The 20,109-nt window shown below is 67.4% G+C and carries 2 protein-coding genes; both read right to left on the minus strand.

Annotation, left to right across the window (positions count from 1 at the left end; all coding sequences use genetic code 11):
* The coding region (locus AMA02S_RS04900; protein ID WP_067452300.1) for a non-ribosomal peptide synthetase at positions 1 to 19,044 on the minus strand (19,044 nt) is incomplete at its 3' end.
* 253 nt (positions 19,045 to 19,297) lie between these two features.
* Positions 19,298 to 20,101: an alpha/beta fold hydrolase gene (locus AMA02S_RS04905; protein ID WP_067452303.1), complete on the minus strand. Its 804-nt coding sequence runs from the start codon at positions 20,099 to 20,101 to the stop codon at positions 19,298 to 19,300.
* Positions 20,102 to 20,109 lie beyond the last annotated feature (8 nt).

Here is a 20,109-nt window from a genome sequence, read left to right on the forward strand (position 1 = left end):
AAAATCATCATCCACGCCGACCGAGTCCAGGCCCAGCACACCAGCAAACACCCCACACAAAAGCTCCTCCTGCACCGACACCGGCCCCGGCCCCGGCCCCACACCCACAACAAAATCCGGAGCCGGCAACGCACGACGATCCAGCTTCCCATTCACATTCAACGGCAACTCCGACAACACCACCAACGCAGCCGGAACCATATACTCCGGTAAACGACCTGCAACGAACCGCCGCAATTCTTCGAGATCGATCTCGACGTCCGGGCCGGCAGACACGACATAGGCCACAAGGTGCTTGTCTCCGGGGGTGTCCTCCCGAGCAACAACAACCGCCTGGGCGACTGCCGAATGCGCCAGCAAAGCCGCCTCGACTTCGCCGGGTTCGATCCGGAACCCCCGCACCTTCACCTGCTCATCCGCACGACCCGCGAACACCAACTGACCATCGGACGTCCACTTGGCCAGGTCACCCGTCCGATACATCCGCTCACCAGCGGACGAACCGAATGGGCAGGCGATAAACCGCTCACCGGTTAACGACGCTCGCCCTACGTAACCCCGAGCTAATCCAGCGCCGGCGATATAGAGTTCGCCCGCGACACCCACCGGCACCGGGCTCAGCGTCCCGTCCAGCACATACAAGCGAGTGTTAGCGATCGGGCTACCGAACGGCACCGGACCAGGCCGCTCCGGATCCACCACACCCGAAGCCACCATCACCGTCGCCTCAGTCGGCCCATACGTGTTCACCAACCGACGCCCCGCAGACCACACCCCCGCAACCCCCACACTGATCGCCTCCGCGCCGACCAGCAACGTCTCCACCTGCGCCAAATCATGCGGCTCCAGAGCCCCTAACAACGACGGCACCACACTGGCCGCACCCGCACCCACCAACTCACCCAACCGCTGCGGCTGCACCCGCTGCTCATCACTGGCAATCCACAACGCCGCACCATGCGACAACGCCACCGCCACATCCAGAACCGACGCATCAAAACTGAACGACGCGAACTGCAACACCCCTTGACCAGGACCCGCACCCATCATCGGACCGAACACCGACACCAAATTCACCAACGAACCATGCCCCACCCCCACACCCTTCGGAACACCCGTCGACCCCGACGTATAAATCACATACGCCAAACCCGCCCGATCAACCCCCACCCCAGGCGAAACCCCAGACTCCCCCGCAAGAACCCGCGGATCATCATGGAACACCACCGGCCACCCAGCCAGTGATTCCACTACGTCCCCGGTCTCACCCTCAACCGCCAGAACGAGCTGCGCACCACTATCAGCGAGAATGAATCCAGCCCGGTCCATCGGAAGATCAACATCGACCGGCACATAAGCCGCCCCCGCCTTCCACACACCCAAAATCGCCGCCACCATTCCCGCACCCCGCGGCAGGCACAACCCCACCACCGACTCCACACCCACACCCCGACCACGCAGGAAATGCGCAAGCCGATTCGCTCGCATGTCGAGTTCGGCATACGTCACCTCAACACCATCAGCCACCACCGCCACCGCATCCGGAACAGCCGCCACCCACCGCTCAAACAACTCCACAACCGTGACGTCCGGAATCTCGACCGCGGTGTGATTCCACCGGTTCAGCACTAGATCACGCTCAACCGGGTCCAGGACATCAACCGTGTGCAGTGCGGCATCCGGGATGGTGGTGACGGTTTCCAGCACCCGGATGAACCAGCCGGTCATCCGCTCTGCGGTTGTCCGGTCGAACAGGTCCGTGGACGCGATCACCGCACCGCGCAGACCCGCAGGACGGCCCTGCTCGTCGAACTCCTCCCCCAAGGAGACATCCAGATCGAACTTCGCCACCGCTTCCGAGCCTTCAGCCCGCACGGTTCCGACACTCACACCAGGCAGATCCAACATCGCCCGGTCGGTGTTCTGGACAGTCAGCATCACCTGGAACAACGGATGCCGCGCCAACACCCGCTCGGGAGCCAACTCCTCAACCAGCCGCTCGAACGGCACGTCCTGATGCGCCAACGCACCCAGGCTGGCCTCACGCACCCGGGCCAGCACCTGCCGGAACTCCGGATCACCCGACAGATCCGTCCGGATCACCAACGTGTTGACGAAGAAGCCGACCAGCTCATCCAGCGCCTCATCAGTACGACCCGCCACCGCCGCACCAATCGGGATATCCGTGCCGGCACCGAGTCTCGACAGAGTGACCGCCAACGCGGCCTGCAACACCATGAAGACCGTCACGCCCTCGGCCCGCGCCAGTTCCGCCAACCGCTCGTGAGTCTCTGCCGGTACTCGTAGCGGAATTCGGTGTCCGCGGTGGCTCCCCGATGCCGGACGGTGCCGATCCACCGGCAGCGCCAGCTCCTCCGGCACACCGGAGAGGGTCTGTCGCCAGTACTCCACCTGCGCCGACAACAAGCTCCCGGGATCGGACTCCTCCCCCAGCAACTCACGCTGCCACAACGCATAGTCGGCGTACTGAACAGGCAATGGCTCCCAATCCGGGGCCTGGTCGTGAAGCCGCAGTGCGTAGGCCGCCGAGACGTTCTGCCCTAGCGGCACCATCGACGAGCCGTCGCCAGCGATGTGGTGGACGACGACCACCAACACTTGGTCATCCGAGCCGACCTGGAACAACCACGCCCGGATCGGTACTTCGTTTGACAGGTCGAAGGCGTACCGCGACGCCCGACCCACGAACTCCGCCAGTTCCCCGGCCTCCACCTGGGACACCTGCAAAGCCCAGTCCACATCCCCCGGATCCAGGATCTGCTGGTAAGGCTCACCCTCCACCGACGGAAACACCGTCCGCAACGACTCATGCCGCCCGATCACATCCCGCAACGCCAACCCCAACGCCACCACATCAACCTCACCCGTCAGCCGAACCACCACAGGAATGTTGTAGGTCGAACTGGGACCCTCCAACTGCCCCAGGAACCACAAGCGACGCTGCGCAAACGACAACGGCACCCGCTCCGGACGCACACCCGCACCCAACGCCAACCGAGCCCCCACAACACCACCCCCCGCCAAACGCGCAGCCAAACCCGCAACCGTCGGAGCCTCAAACAACACCCGAACCTCCACCTCCACACCAAACAAAACCCGCACCCGCGACACCAACCGAGCCGCCAACAACGAATGCCCACCCAACCGAAAGAAATCATCATCCACACCCACCGACTCCAACCCCAACACACCAGCAAACACCCCACACAAAAGCTCCTCCTGCACCGACACCGCCCCCCGCCCCACACCCACAACAAAATCCGGAGCCGGCAACGCACGACGGTCGAGCTTTCCATTCGCATTCAACGGCAACTCCGGCAACACCACCAACGCAGCCGGAACCATATACTCCGGTAAACGACCTCCCACAAACTCGCGGAGCTCACCAATATCAATCACCGTGTCGGGGTCACCGGGCACGATGTAGGCCACAAGGTGCCTGTCGCCAGGCTCATTTTCACGCGCCACCACCGCTGCCTGAGCCACCGCCGAATGTGCAAGTAACGCCGCTTCGACTTCGCCGGGTTCAATCCGGAACCCCCGCACCTTCACCTGCTCATCCGCACGACCCGCGAACACCAACTGACCATCGGACGTCCACTTGGCCAGGTCACCCGTCCGATACATCCGCTCACCCGACAACGAACCGAACGGACACGCCACAAACCGCTCACCGGTTAGTGACGCCCGCCCTACATATCCCCGAGCCAATCCAGCACCGGCGATATAGAGTTCGCCCGCGACACCCACCGGCACCGGGCTCAGCGTCCCGTCCAGCACATACAAGCGAGTGTTAGCAATCGGACTACCGAACGGCACCGGACCAGGCCGCTCCGGATCCACCACACCCGAAGCCACCATCACCGTCGCCTCAGTCGGCCCATAAGTGTTCACCAACCGACGACCCACAGACCACACCCCCGCAACCCCCGCACTGATCGCCTCCGCACCAACCAGCAACGTCTCCACCTGCGCCAAATCATGTGGCTCCAAAACTCCTAACAACGACGGCACCACACTGGCCGCACCCGCCCCGACCAACTCCCGCAACCGCTGCGGCTGCACCCGCTGCTCATCACTAGCAACCCACAATGCCGCACCATGCGACAACGCCACCGCCACATCCAGAACCGACGCATCAAAACTGAACGACGCGAACTGCAACACCCCTTGACCAGGACCCGCACCCATCATCGGACCGAACACCGACACCAAATTCACCAACGAACCATGCCCCACCCCCACACCCTTCGGAACACCCGTCGAACCCGACGTATAAATCACATACGCCAAACCCGCCGAGTCAATTTCGACCGGCCACAGCAAGTCATCCTGCGCCGACTCTGGCCACGGACGGTCCAGCCACAGGATGGGCACCCCAGCAACACCGTCGATAAGGCCCTCTCCGTCACCCGGGTCCTGACCCCGCTCCGCCAGGACCAGCTGGACGCCACCATCAGCGAGCATGAACGCGACCCGGTCATCCGGAAGTTCCGCATCGATCGGTAGATACGCGGCGCCCGCCTTCCAGACAGCCAATATCGCCGTCACCATCCGCTGCCCGCGCGGCAGGCACAGCCCCACCACCGACTCCACACCCACACCCCGGCCACGCAAGACATGCGCCAGCTGATTCGCTTGCATGCCGAGCTCGGCGTACGTCACCTCGAGGCCGTCAGCCACCACCGCCACGGCGTCCGGAACAGCCGCCACCCACCGCTCGAACAACTCCACAACCGTGACGTCCGGAATCTCGACCGCGGTGTGATTCCACCGGTTCAGCACTAGATCACGCTCAACCGGGTCCAGGACATCGACTGCGTGCAGTGCGGCGTCCGGGATGGTGGTGACGGTTTCCAGCACCCGGATGAACCAGCCGGTCATCCGCTCTGCGGTTGTTCGGTCGAACAGGTCCGTGGACGCGATCACCGCACCGCGCAGACCCGCAGGACGGCCCTGCTCGTCGAACTCCTCCCCCAAGGAGACATCCAGATCGAACTTCGCCACCGCTTCTGAGCCTTCGGCCCGCACGGTTCCGACACTCACACCAGGCAGATCCAACATCGCCCGGTCGGTGTTCTGGACGGTCAGCATCACCTGGAACAACGGATGCCGCGCCATCGATCGGGACGGCTCCAGTTCCTCCACCAGCCGCTCGAAGGGGACGTCCTGATGCGCCAAGGCACCCAGGCTGGCCTCACGCACCCGGGCCAGCACCTGCCGGAACTCCGGATCACCCGACAGATCCGTCCGGATCACCAACGTGTTGACGAAGAAACCGACCAGCTCATCCAGCGCCTCATCAGTACGACCCGCCACCGCCACACCGATCGGAATGTCATTGCCCGCGCCCAGCCGCGACAGAGTGACCGCCAACGCGGCCTGCAACACCATGAAGACCGTCACGCCCTCGGCCCGCGCCAGTTCCGCCAACCGCTCGTGAGTCTCTGCCGGTACTTGTAGTGGAATTCGGTGTCCGCGGTGGCTTCCCGATGCCGGACGGTGTCGATCCACCGGCAGCGCCAGTTCCTCGGGGGCGCCGGTCAGTATCGTTCGCCAATAGTCGACCTGCGTGGATAGTAGACTGTGCGGATCGGACTCCTCGCCCAGCAGTTCCTGCTGCCATAGCGCGTAGTCCGGGTACTGCACCGGTAGCGGCTCCCATGCCGGCGCGTCGCCGTGGAGCCGCGCCGCGTACGCCATCGACAGATCTCGGCCCAGTAGTCCGAGCGACCATCCGTCCCCGGCGATGTGGTGTATCACCACGACCAGCACTTGTTCAGCGGGCCCGTTTCTCAGCAGCCACGCGCGGATCGGCACTTCGTCCGACAGATCGAAGGTGTAGCGCGCGGCCTGGCTTGCGATGTCCTCCAGTTCCACGGCTTCGGCTTGGGACACCTGCATGTCCCATTCCAGATCGTGTGGGTTGAGGATCTGCTGGTACGGGACGCCCTCGACCGACGGGAAGACCGTGCGTAAGGACTCGTGCCGGACGATCACGTCCCGCAAGGCCGCGTTCAAGGCGACGGTGTCCACTTCCCCGGTCAGGTGAACCGCGATGGGAATGTTGTAGGTCGGGCTCGGACCGTCCAGTTCGGCCAGGAACCATAACCTCCGTTGCGCGAATGACAGCGGAACGCGTGCTGGACGCGTACTCGCGCGCAACGGCACCCGGACCCGTTCCAGCTCTGATCCCGAGAGCCGCGCAGCCAATGCGGCCACCGAGGGCGCCTCGAACAACGCCCTCAGGGGCAGTTCCACACCAAGTACGGCCCGCACTCGCGACACCAGTCTGACCGCGAGCAGGGAGTGGCCGCCCAGGTCGAAGAAGCTGTCATCGACTCCGACCGAATCCAGCCCCAGCACTTGCGCAAAGGTCCCGCAGAGGATCTGTTCGTGCACTGTGACCGGGGCCCGGCCGGTGCCAGTGCCGGCCTTGAAGTCCGGTGTGGGCAGGGCTTTGCGGTCGAGTTTGCCGTTAGCGGTGAGCGGCAGTTCGGTCAGCGCGACCACTAGTGCGGGAACCATATAGTCGGGGAGCCGCCGCGCGAGGAACTCTCGCAAGTCGCTGCTTCCAGGCACGTCGCAAGTGGCGCCCTTAGCGGTGACGCCTGGGTCGATGACGGACGTGTCAGTGACGGACGTGTCTGTGTGCACGACGTAAGCGACGAGCCGTTTGTCGCCCGGACCCGTCTCCCAGGCGATCACCGCTGCCTGGGACACATCGGGGTGGGTCAGCAGCGCGGCCTCGATCTCACCGGGCTCGATCCGGAACCCTCGGATCTTCACCTGCTCGTCCGCCCGGCCGATGAACACCAGGTGCCCGTCAGGAGCCCACTTCACCAGGTCCCCGGTCCGGTACATCCGCGCACCGGCCGACTCGAAGGGACAAGCGACGAACCGTTCCCCAGTCAGCCCCGCACGGCCCACATATCCCCGCGCGACCCCCGTACCCGCCACGTACAACTCGCCCACCACACCGGGGGGCACCGGGCTCAGCGACTCGTCCAAGACATACGTCGGCACGCCTGGAAGTCCGCGGCCGACCACACTGCCGAGATCCCCGTCACCCGGGCTCAAGAGGCGATGCGTGGCATGCACCGTTGTCTCGGTGATGCCGTACATGTTCACCAAGGACGTACCGTCGTCGCCCTGCCGCGTCCACCAACCGTCCAGCCGGGCCGGATCCAGTGCCTCCCCGCCGAACACCACCAACCGCAGCGCGGCCGGACTGAACTCTTCTGTCGCCAGCAGTTGATACACCGCTGATGGAGTCTGGCTGAGCACCGTCACCTGCTCGCGCGCAAGGAGCTCGGAGAACTGCTCTGGCGACCGGGAAAGTTCGAACGGGACGACGACGACCCGCGCGCCATGGACCAGCGCGCCCCACAGTTCCCAGACCGAGAAGTCGAACGCGAACGAGTGGAAGCAACTCCACACATCTGACGGACCAAGGTCGAACAATTCACGGGTGGAGCTGAACAGACTCACGACGTTGCGGTGGCTGACCATCACTCCCTTAGGCCGGCCCGTCGAGCCGGAGGTGTAGATCAGATAGGCCGGGTGATCGGGACGGACCGTCCGCGGCAGCGCCGTCGCGGCCAGGTCGGCCAGATCCGCCGCGACCTCCCGCGCGTCAAGAACTGTCACCGGTACATCCGCGGGCACCTGGCCGGTGAGCCGCGGCAGGCACTCCACCGAAGTCAGCACGGATGCCGCCGCGGCATCGCCCAGCACGTATCCCACCCGCTCGGCTGGATAGCGCGGATCGATCGGCAGATAGGCCGCTCCGGCCTTGAGTACCGCGAGCAGAGCCACGACGATGTCCGCACCGCGTTCCACCATCACCGCGACCACCGACTCCGCGTCCACACCAGAACCACGCAGATGACGCGCCAGCCGGTTGGCCGCCCCGTCCAGCTCCGCATATGTCAGCTGGATGTCGTCGGCCACCACTGCCACCGCGTCCGGGTCGGTCACCACCCACCGCTCGAACAAGTCGACGATGGTCGAGTCCGTGTCTGCTGCAACCGGTGCCGCGTCATTCCATTCGACGAGTATCTGGGACCGCTCATCCTCGGCGAGTACGGTCACCGTGCGAAGTGGAGCGTCTGGGTCGGCGGTGACGGTTTCCAGCACCCGGACGAGCCAGCCGGCCATCCGCTCTGCGGTTGCTCGGTCGAACAGGTCCGTGGACGCGACCACCGCACCGCGCAGGCCCGCAGGACGGCCCTGGTCGTCGAACTCCTCCCCCAATGAGACATCCAAATCGAACTTCGCCACCGAGGTCACCCGGTCCAACGGCAATGTCCCGGTATCGACATCGGGCAGGTTCAGCATCGCGCGTTCGGTGTTCTGCACGGTCAGCATCACCTGGAACAACGGATGGCGAGCCATTGACCGCGACGGCGCCAGTTCCTCAACCAGCCGCTCGAACGGAACGTCCTGATGCGCCAACGCACCCAGGCTCGCCTCACGCACCCGGGCCAACACCTGCCGGAACTCCGGATCACCCGACAGATCCGTCCGGATCACCAACGTGTTGACGAAGAAACCGACCAGCTCATCCAGCGCCTCATCAGTACGACCCGCCACCGCCACACCGATCGGGATATCCGTACCGGCACCGAGTCTCGACAAAGTGACCGCCAACGCGGCCTGCAACACCATGAACGCCGTCGCACCCTCAGCCCTCGCCACAGCCATCAAGCGCTCATGAACCTCGACCGACACGTGCAACGGCACCCGGTGACCGACATGACCCGCCACCGCCGGACGAGCCCGATCCACCGGCAGAGCCAGCTCTTCCGGCACACCGGAGAGCGTCTGTCGCCAGTACTCCACCTGCGCCGACAACAAGCTCCCGGGATCGGACTCCTCACCCAGCAACTCACGCTGCCACAACGCATAGTCGGCATATTGGACGGGTAACGGCTCCCAACTCGGCGCCTCGCCACGCAGTCGCGCCGTATAAGCCCGCGACACATCCCGACTTAGCGGGCCGCTCGACCAGCCATCGCCGGCGATGTGGTGCATGACTACCACCAGAACTCGCTCGTCCGGCTCGATTTGCAGAAGCCACGCCCGGATCGGTACTTCGTTTGACAGGTCGAAGGCGTACCGCGACGCCCGACCCACGAACTCCGCGAGTTCCCCGGCCTCCACCTGGGACACCTGCAAAGCCCAGTCCACATCCCCCGGATCCAGGATCTGCTGGTAAGGCTCACCCTCCACCGACGGAAACACCGTCCGCAACGACTCATGCCGCCCGATCACATCCCGGAACGCCGCTTCCAAAGCAGCGCTATCAACCTCACCCGTCAACCGAATCGCGGCAGGAATGTTGTAGGTCGAACTGGGACCCTCCAACTGCCCCAGGAACCACAAGCGACGCTGCGCAAACGACAACGGCACCCGCTCCGGACGCACACCCACACCCAACGCCAACCGAGCCCCCACAACACCACCCCCCGCCAAACGCGCAGCCAAACCCGCAACCGTCGGAGCCTCAAACAACACCCGAACCTCCACCTCCACACCAAACAAAACCCGCACCCGCGACACCAACCGAGCCGCCAACAACGAATGCCCACCCAACCGAAAGAAATCATCATCCACACCCACCGACTCCAACCCCAACACACCAGCAAACACCCCACACAAGATCTCCTCCTGGACCGTCGCCGGCCCCCGCCCCACACCCACAACAAAATCCGGAGCCGGCAACGCACGACGGTCGAGTTTGCCGCTGACCGTCAGCGGCAACTCAGGCAAGGTGACAACGGCGGCGGGCACCATGTAATCCGGCAGCCTCGCCCCCACAAACTCCCGCAACCCAACGGCATCAACCTCGGTGTCGGCCGGCACGGTGTAGGCGACAAGCCGCCTGTCACCCGGAGTGTCCTCCCGGGCGACCACCGCGACCTGCGCCACCTGCGGATGAGCCCGCACAACCGCCTCGATCTCCCCAGGCTCGATCCGGAACCCCCGCACCTTCACCTGCTCATCCGCACGACCCACGAACATCAACCCGCCATCAGCACTCCACCTCACCAGATCACCCGTCCGATACATCCGCTCACCAGCGAACCCGAACGGACACGCCACAAACCGCTCACCCGTCAAAGCCGGACGATTCACGTAACCGCGAGCCACACCGGCCCCCGCGACATACAACTCACCCACCACACCCACCGGCACCGGACCAAGCGCCCCATCCAGCACGAAAAGCCGAGTGTTGGCCATCGGCGTGCCGATCGTCGGGTCATCCCCCACAGCCAACGGCACCGACATCGACGCGCACACCGTCGTCTCCGTCGGACCATACGCATTGATCAAACGACGACCCGAAGCCCACCGCTCCACCAACCCCACATCCAGAGCCTCACCCGCCGACACCAACGTCCCCACCGAACCCAAAGCAACCGCATCCAACGCCGCCAACACCGCGGGCGGCAACGTCGCATGCGTCACCCCGTGATCGGCGATCAACTCCACCAGACCCGCACCCGGGACGAGTTCCTCCTCTGCCGGCGCCATCACCAGTGCCGCACCCGAACACAAGGTGACGAGCACTTCCGACACCGCCGCGTCGAACCCCGCCGACGCGAACTGCAACACCCGCGAACCCGGCCCAACCCCGAACCACTCAGCCTGCGCCGCCACCAGGTTCGCCACACCACCATGAGTGGCCGCCACACCCTTCGGCGTCCCCGTCGAACCCGACGTATAGATCACATACGCCAGACCAGACGGATCCACCACCACACCCGGCGACGCATCCGGGTATGTCCCCACCAGGACGGCGGTCGTCGGCTCGTCGAGGGCGACCGCCCGGGCGTGGCCGGTCGACAGCTCATCCAGTACTTCTCGGGTGCCCAGCACCAGCTGCGTGCGGCTGTCGCTCAGCATGAATTCCACGCGCTCAGCAGGAAGCCGCGCATCGATCGGCAGATACGCCGCCCCCACCTTCAACACACCCACAATCGCCGCAACCAACTCCACACCACGCGGCATACACAACCCCACCACCGACTCCGTGCCCACACCCACATCACGCAGATAGCCCGCCAGACGGCTCGCCGCGGCGTCCAGCTCGGCAAAGGTCAGTTCGGCACCGTCCGCCACCACTGCCAGCGCGTCCGGCGAGACCGACACCCGTCGCTCGAACAGTTCCATCACCGAGGTGGCCTCGACCTCGGTCTCCGTGTCATTCCAATGGCGCAGAACCCGAGCGCGCTCGTCGGCCTCCAGCACGTCCACCGCGTGCAGCGCGATGTTCGGGGACGCGCTCACCAGGTCCAGCACGCGGATCCAACGCTGGGCGATGGCCTCGGCGGAGCCGAGCTCGAACAGGTCCGCGGCCGCCGTCACCGATCCGCGGATCCCGGCCGGCCGGCCGTGCTCGTCGAACATCTCCCGGACGACCACGTCGATGTCGAACTTGACGGGCACCGTGGTCGGCGTCCCGGTGGCGGGGGTTCTGGCGGCGACGCGCAGTTCGGTCAGTTCGAGTGTTGGGCGCCTGGTGTTCTGGACGGTCAGCCCCACCTGGAACAGCGGGTGCCGGGCGAGGGATCGTTCTGGGGCGAGCTCCTCCACCAGCCGCTCGAACGGCACGTCTTGGTGTTCGAGGGCGTTCAGGCTCGTGTCGCGTACGTGGGCCAGGATCTCGCGGAACCGCGGGTCGCCCGACAGATCCGCTCTGATCACGAGAGTGTTGACGAAGAAGCCGACCAGGTCGTCCAACGCCTCGTCGGTGCGGCCGGCCACGCCCGCGCCGATGGGGATGTCCGTGCCGGCTCCGATGCGGGAAAGGAGGACGGCCAGCGCTGCCTGCAGTGCCATGAACGTCGTGGCGTTCTCGGTGCGGGCCAGGACGGTCAGCCGTTCGTGGACGTCGGCCGGGATCAGCAGCGGCACGCGGTGACCGAGGTGGGTCGCGACGGCCGGACGCGGCCGGTCCACTGGCAGGAGCAGCTCTTCCGGTGCGCCGGAGAGGGCCTGCCGCCAATATTCGACCTGTACCGACAACAGGCTGTCCGCGCCGGAGCCTTCGCCCAGCAATTCATGCTGCCACAACGTGTAATCGGCATATTGGACCGGCAACGGTTCCCAGCCGGGTTCTTCGCCGTGTACTCGCGCCGCGTATGCCAGCGATACGTCCTTCGCGAGCGGTGCCGTCGACCAGCCGTCACCGGCGATGTGGTGGACCAGGACGACGAGCAGGCATTCGCTGGAATGCCCCGGGTCCTGCTCTGCCGATTCGGTGGCGTGAGGCAGGAACAATGTCGCGCGGATCGGTAACTCTTCCGCCAGGTCGAAGGTGTATCGGCCGGCCTGCTGGACGGCCGGGACCAGTTCGTCGGAGGGGACGTCGCGGACGAGCAGTTCCCAGTCCAGCTCGCGCGGGTCCAGGATGTGCTGGTATGGCTCGCCGTGGGCGACCGGGAAGACGGTGCGCAGCGCCTCGTGGCGGGCGATCACGTCCCGTAGTGCCGCGTTCAACGCCGCCACGTCCACGTTCCCGGTGATCGAGACGCTCAAGGGGACGTTGTAGGTCCGGCTCGGCCCTTCCAACTGGTGGAGGAACCACATCCGGCGCTGTGCGAAGGACAGCGGTATCCGTTCCGGGCGGTGTCGGGCCCGGAGGGCGACACGTACCCGGTCCTGGTCGGGTCCTGCTATCCGTGCCGCCAATCCCGCGACGGTCGGCGTCTCGAACAGCATCCGGATCTTGAGTTCGGCGCCCAGCCTGGTTCTGATCCGCGAGAGCAGCCGGATCGCGAGCAGCGAATGGCCGCCCAGGTCGAAGAAGCCGTCGTCCACGCCGACCGCGTCCAGTTCAAGAATCTGCGCGAATATCTCGCAGAGGACGGCTTCGGTCTCGTTGGCGGGTTCCCTGCTGGTGGCGGTGGTCGATTCCGGGTCGGGCAGCGCCCGGCGGTCCAGTTTCCCGTTGGCGGTGAGCGGCAGTTCCGCGATGACCACCGTGGCGGCGGGCACCATGTAGTCGGGGAGCCGCCGGCCGACGAACTCTCGTAGTTCTCCGTTGACGGGTTCGGTGTCGTTGGGCACGACATAGGCGATGAGCTGTTTCTCGCCCGGCCGGTTCTCGCGGACGATCACCGCGGCGCGGGACACACCTGGATGGGCGAGCAGGACGGCTTCGATCTCGCCGGGCTCGACCCGGAATCCACGGATCTTCACCTGCTCGTCGGCGCGTCCGACGAACACCAGTTGCCCGTCGTGCGTCCATCTGACCAGGTCTCCGGTGCGGTACATGCGTTCGCCGGCACCGTACGGGCATGCCACGAACCGCTCGCCGGTCAGCCCGTACCTGCCCACGTAGCCGCGGGCGACGCCGGCACCCGCGACGTACAGTTCGCCGGGGACTCCGATCGGCACGGCGGCCAGCACGTCGTCGAGGACGAACAGCCGGGTGTTGGCGATGGGGGTGCCGATCGGGACGACGCCCTCGGACGCGGTGGCCGACGACAGTTCGGCGGTGGCCACTCCGATGGTGGTCTCGGTCGGCCCGTAGTGGTTGAACACCCGCCGGTCCCCAGCGGCCCGGACCAGGTCGTCCACCCAGGCGGCGGGGGCCGCCTCGCCGCCGAGCACCATCGAGCGGGCCGGGAGCACGCCGCCTGGTCCGGTACGGGCGGACAGGGCCACCAGATGCGAGGGGACGCCTTTGACGAAGTCGATGCGTTGCGCCCGCAGGTAGCCGGTCACCGCGGCAGGGTCCACCACGGCTGCGGCGTCCAGGATGTGCAGTTGCCCGCCGGTGGCCAGGCTGATGAAGACCACCGTGTTCCCGAGGTCGGTCACCTGCGGTTGCAGGAGCGCGTACCGTGCTCCGGCCCCGCCCCATCCGAGCCGGGCCGACACCGAGGCGACGTAGTTGGCGAGTGACCCGTGGGTGACCGCCACGCCCTTCGGGGTTCCCGTCGAGCCGGAGGTGTAGATGACGTACGCCAGGCTGTGCGGATCTGTGGCGGGGCCGTCCGGGTCCGTTCCCGCCGGTGAGGTGCCGGGGTGTTCGTCCGTCGTTCGCGGGTCGTCGAACCAGAGCACCGGTACGCCCGAGGGTCGCCCGGCGAGCGTGGCGCCGGTGTCCCGGTCCGCCAGGACGACCCGTGCGTCGCTGTCGGCGAGCATGAACGCGATCCGCTCGGCGGACGTCTGCCCGTCGATGGGGAGGTAGGCCGCCCCGGCCTTCCACACCGCCAGGATCGCGGTGATCATCTGGGCTCCGTGGGGCAGGCACAACCCGACCACCGATTCCGCGCCCACCCCCATCGCGCGCAGGCACACCGCGAGCCGGTCGGCGGCGGCGTTCAGCTCCCGGTAGGTCACGCCCGTTCCGGCTGCCACCAGGGCCGTCGCGTCCGGTGCCGCGGCCACCTGCTCCTCGAACAGGTGGGTCACCGCCGGGGGGACGTCCGGCAGCGCGGTGTCGTTCCACAGGCGCAGGACCCAGTCCCGCTCTTGGACGTCGAGCACGTCGACCGCGTGCAGCCGCGTGTCGGGGGCCGCTGTCACCGTTTCCAGCACCCGGACGAACCAGGCGGCGATCCGGGCGGCCGTCGAGGCGTCGAACAGGTCCGTGGCCGCGGTCATGAGCGCGCGGAGGCCGGCCGGGCGGCCCTGGTCGTCGACGGTCTCCGCGATCGTCGCGTGCAGGTCGTAGCGGGCGGCCGACGCGGCCGCGGCGCCCAGTTCGGACGCGCCGATCGCGACGTCCACACCGGGCAGCTCCAGCACCGCGGGCTCGGTGTTCTGCATGGTGAGCATGACCTGGAACAGTGGATGCCGGCCGAGGGAGCGTGTCACGGCCAGTTCTTCGACGAGCCGCTCGAACGGAACGTCCTGGTGCGCGAGGGCCCCGAGGCTCGTCTCCCGGACCTGCGCCAGCAGCTGCCGGAACTCCGGGTCGCCGGACAGGTCCGTCCGGATCACCAGCGTGTTGACGAAGGAGCCGACCAGGCCGTCCAGGGCCTCGTCGGCGCGTCCGGCGACCGGGATCCCGATGGGGACGTCCGTTCCGGCGCCGAGCCGCGACAGCAGCACCGCCAGGGCGGCCTGCAACGCTATGAAGGGGGTCGCGCCCTCGGATCTGGCCAGGTGCACCAGCCGTTGATGGGCATCCGCGGAAACCTGGAACGGCACCCGGTGGCCGCGGTGGCGGGCCGCCGCGGGACGTGGCCGGTCCGTGGGGAGCGTCAGTTCTTCCGGGGCCCCGGACAGGGCCCGCCGCCAGTACTCCACCTGCACCGACAGGAGGCTGTCCGGGTCGGACTCCTCGCCCAGCAGTTCTCGCTGCCATAACGCATAGTCGAGGTATTGCACCGGCAAGGGTTCCCAGGTGGGGACCTCACCGCGTACTCGCGCCGTGTAGGCGGCGGACACGTCGCGTCCGAGGGGGGTCATCGACCAGCCGTCGGCGGCGATGTGGTGCAGCACCAGGACGAGCGCGTACTCGTCGGCCGCGGTTTGGAACAGCCATACCCGGATCGGTATTTCGGCCGACAGGTCGAAGGCGTACCGGGCCGCCTCGACCACGGCGCCGGTCAGTTCTTCGGGCTCCACCTGCCGGACGAGCAGATCCCATTCGACGTCCCGCGGGTCGCGGATCCGCTGATAGGGCTCGCCGTCGACCGCGGGAAAGATGGTGCGCAGCGCCTCATGGCGTCCGATCACGTCGCGCATCGCCGTGCGCAGCGCGGCGACGTCCACCGCGCCGGTCAACCTGATGACGGCGGGGATGTTGTAGGTCGGGCTGGGGCCCTCCAGCTGGTCGACGAACCACAGCCGGCGCTGCGCGAACGACAGCGGCGGCCGGTCTGGACGTTCTCTCGCCGTCAAGGCCATGCGGATCCGGTTCGCGCCCGCGTCCGCGAGTCCCGCGGCGAGTCCGGCGACCGTCGGTCGTTCGAACAGGGCCCGCAGCGGGAGCTCCACCCCCAGAGCCGCCCGGAGCCGGGACACCAGGCGGGCCCCGAGCAGGGAATGGCCGCCCAGCTCGAAGAAGCTGTCGTGCACACCGACCGACTCGAGTCCCAGCACGTGGGCGAACGCCCCGCTGAGGATCTCCTCGTGCACCGTGACCGGTGCGCGGCCTGCCCCGGCACCGGCCGCGTAGTCGGGAACGGGCAATGCCTTGCGATCGAGCTTGCCGTTGGCGGTCAGGGGCAGTTCGGAGAGCGCGACGACGGCGGCGGGCACCATGTACTCCGGCAACCGTTGCGCCGCGAACGCCCGCAACGCGCCGTCGTCGATCGTCCCGTCGTCGGACGTCCCGTCGCCGATCGTCTCGTCATCGGTGCCGGCGGGGACGGCATACGCCACGAGCCGTGGGTCGCCCGGGGTGTCCTCGCGGGCGATCACCGCGATCTGCGCCACGCCCGGGTGGGCGCGCAGAACGGTCTCGATCTCTTTGGGCTCCACCCGGAACCCGCGGACCTTCACCTGCTCGTCGGCGCGGCCGAGGAACACGAGCTGCCCGTCGGGGGTCCATCTCACCACGTCGCCGGTGCGGTACATCCGCTCGCCTGACGCTCCGAACGGGCAGGCCACGAACCGTTCGGCGGTCAGTCCCGCACGGCCCACATATCCCCGGGCGAGCTGCACCCCGGCCAGGTACAGCTCGCCGGGGACGCCCGGCCCCACCGGCTTGAGTCGGTCGTCGACGACGAAGACGCGGGTGTTGGCCACCGGCGCGCCTATCGGGACCAGGCCCTCGTCCTGCTCGGGACGGCACCGCCAGGCGGTGACATCGACGGCGGCCTCGGTCGGGCCGTAGAGGTTGTGCAGTGCGACGTCGTCGAAGGTCGCGAAGAAACGCGACTGGACGCCCAGCGGCAACGCCTCGCCGCTGCACACCACCTGCCGCAGGCTCGGCAGCTCTCCCACGTCCGGGTGCAGCAGGAACGCCTCCAGCATGGACGGTACGAAATGCAGGACGCTCACCCCCTGCTCGCGCACCAGACCCGCGACATAGCCCGGGTCACGGTGCCCGCCAGGGCGCGCGACCACCAGCGCGGCACCGGAGATCAGGGTGCACCAGAACTCCCAGACGGAGACGTCGAAGACGGTCGGTGTCTTCTGCATGACCCGGTCGCCGGCGCCGATCCGGTGATGGCCGCGCATCCACAGCACACGGTTCGCGACGCTCTGATGCGAGACGAGCACGCCCTTCGGCCGCCCCGTCGACCCGGACGTGTAGATCACGTATGCGGCCGACCGGCCGTCGATCGGGCGGGCCGCGCGGCCGCCGCCATCGGGAACCGACCAGCGCGCCACGGCCTCCGGATCGTCCAGGACGAGCGCGGGGGCGGCGTCCTCCAGCAGCAACGCGATCCGGTCGGCCGGGTCCTCCGGATTCACCGGCAGATACGCCGCCCCTGACTTCAGCACCCCGAGCAACGCCACGACCAGCTCGACGCCACGCTCCAGCGCCACCGCCACGAGCGACTCCGCGCCCACCCCCCGCTCGATCAGATGGCGGGCCAGCCGATCCGCGCGGGCGTCCAGCTCCGCGTAGGTCAGTTCGATCCCCTCGAACACGACCGCCACCGCATCCGGGGACCGCCGCGCCTGGGCCTCGACCAGGTCCGGCAACGTCCCCGGCTCCAGCTCCGCCGCCGTGTCGTTCCACTCCACCAGCACCTGGGACCGCTCGTCCTCCGACAGCACCTCCACCGCGTGCAGCCGCACGTCGGGTACCGCCGTCACCACGTTCAGCACCTGCGTGAACCAGCGCGCGATCCTGGCCACGCTCGGCGGATCGAACAAGTCCTCGGCGCCGATGACCGTCCCGTCCAGACCGGCCGGGCGGCCGCGGTCGTCGAACGTCTCCTCCAGCACCATCTCCACGTCGAACTTCGCCACCGGCAGGTGCGACGGGAGCGGCCGCGCGGTGACGCCGGCCAGGTCCAGCGATACCGCGCCGGTGTTCTGGAGGACGAGCATGACCTGGAACAGCGGATGGCGGGCCAGCGACCGGGTGGGTGCCAGTTCCTCCACCAGCCGCTCGAACGGCACGTCCTGGTGCGCGAACGCGTCCAGGGTCGTGCGGCGCACCCGCGACAGCGCCTCCCGGAACTGCGGATCTCCCGCCAGGTCGGCGCGGATCACCAGCGTGTTGACGAAGAAGCCGACCAGATCGTCCAGGCCCTCGTCGGTGCGTCCGGCCACCGCCGAGCCGAGGGGAATGTCGGTACCGGCGCCGAGCCGCGACAGCAGCACCGCCAATGCGGTCTGCAGGACCATGAAAAGGGTCACGCCTTCGCCCCGCGCCAGTTCCACCAAACGCCAGTGCACCTCGACGGGAATCTGGAACGGCTCCCGGTGCCCGCGATATCCCGCGACGGCCGGACGCGGGCGGTCCGTCGGCAATGTCAACTCTTCTGGAATCCCGGACAATGCGCGCCGCCAATAGCCCACCTGGACCGACATCCGGCTACCCGGATCGGACTCCTCGCCCAGCAATTCCCGCTGCCACAACGCATAGTCGGCGTACTGCACCGGCAGCGGCTCCCATGCCGGTGCCTCTCCTCGCGAGCGCGCCGCGTAGGCGGTCGCCACATCCCGGGCCAGGGGACGGTGCGACCATGCGTCGGTCGCGATGTGGTGCAGGACCATCAGCATGACGTGCTCGTCCGCGGAGACCTGGAGCAGAACCGCGCGGACCGGGACGGCCACGGAGAGGTCGAAGACGTGCTGTCCCGCCCGTGCCACCGCATCGGGGACGTCCGCGGCCTCGACCTGGCGGACTTCCAGTTCCCAGTCGAGATCCCGCGGGTCCAGGATCCGCTGGTGGGGTTCGCCGTCCACCGCGGGAAAGACGGTCCGCAGTGATTCGTGGCGCTCCACCACATCCCGTAAGGCGATGCCCAGCGCCGCGACGTCCACCGGGCCATGGAGTTCCATGGCGATAACGCTGTTGTAGGTGCGGCTCGATCCTTCGAGCTGGGCCAGGAGCCATAACCGGCGCTGTGCGAACGACAACGGGATCATCAAATGTGCTCCTTATGAAGCGAACGCCACGCCGAAGAGCCGTCTGGGTCATTTACTGGAAGCGCTCCCGCTTCGGCCTCAGCCGACCCGGGCAATTCCAACCCATCGCCCGCCGGGGAACAAGGGCGAGAAGCGGCCCGGTCGCCATGCTCGGCGCGCGGCTCGCCGGCCCCCGCCGTTCGACTGGCGGAACACCACAGTTGAACAGGACCTGCCCCGGCCGGGGACGGTGCGTCCGCGGCCGGAACAGGTCTCAGAACTTGCCGAAGAACTCGATGATCGCCTCGTTGACCGGCTCCGCACGCTCCAGATATCCGAGGTGCCCGCAGTCGGGGATCTCCACCAGATCGCAGTCCGGGATGGCGTCCGCCACCTCGGCGCCGAGATGCGGCGGGGCGACCACGTCATCGCCGAACGCGATGACCCGGCACGGTGCGGTGATCTTGTGGAGCTCCGCGCGGCGATCCTGGTCGGTGTCGATCCAGTCCTGGCCCGCGGCGACGGGTGCGCCCCTGCCGGCCAGCTCGAAAATCTGCAGCCAGGAGGCCACGGCCTGCTCGTCGTTGTACGTCCGCGGGGAGAGCATGTGCAGGACGGAGTCGACCGCCCGGTGCGCCGGCGGGAGCCGGACGCCGCTCTGCCGCAGGGCCTGGGTGGCCGCCGACTGGGCCCGGCGCAGCGCGTCCGACCTCGCGCGGGTGGCGATGAGCACCGCCGCGCGGACCAGGTGCGGTTCGCTGATCGCCAGTTCCTGCGCGATCAGCGAACCCAGGGACGTCCCGACGATCCGGCACGGCGCCAGGTCCAGGGCCGTGATCAGCGCCCCGGTGTCGGCGACGAGGTCCGCCAGCGCGTACCTTCCCGGCGGGGAGTCCGACGGCGGGATGCCGCGGTTGTCGAAGGTGACCGTCGAGTAGCCCGCTGCGTGCAGCGCCGGCACCTGGTGCATGTCCCATTGGTGACCGGACGCCCCCGATCCCATGACGAGCAGGACGCCCTCGCCCCGCCCTGAGCGCCGGTAGGCGAGCCGGACTCCGTTGACGCGCAGATACGGCATCCTCGGTG

The organism is Actinomadura macra NBRC 14102 (assembly GCF_001552215.1).
GTDB lineage: Bacteria > Actinomycetota > Actinomycetes > Streptosporangiales > Streptosporangiaceae > Spirillospora > Spirillospora macra.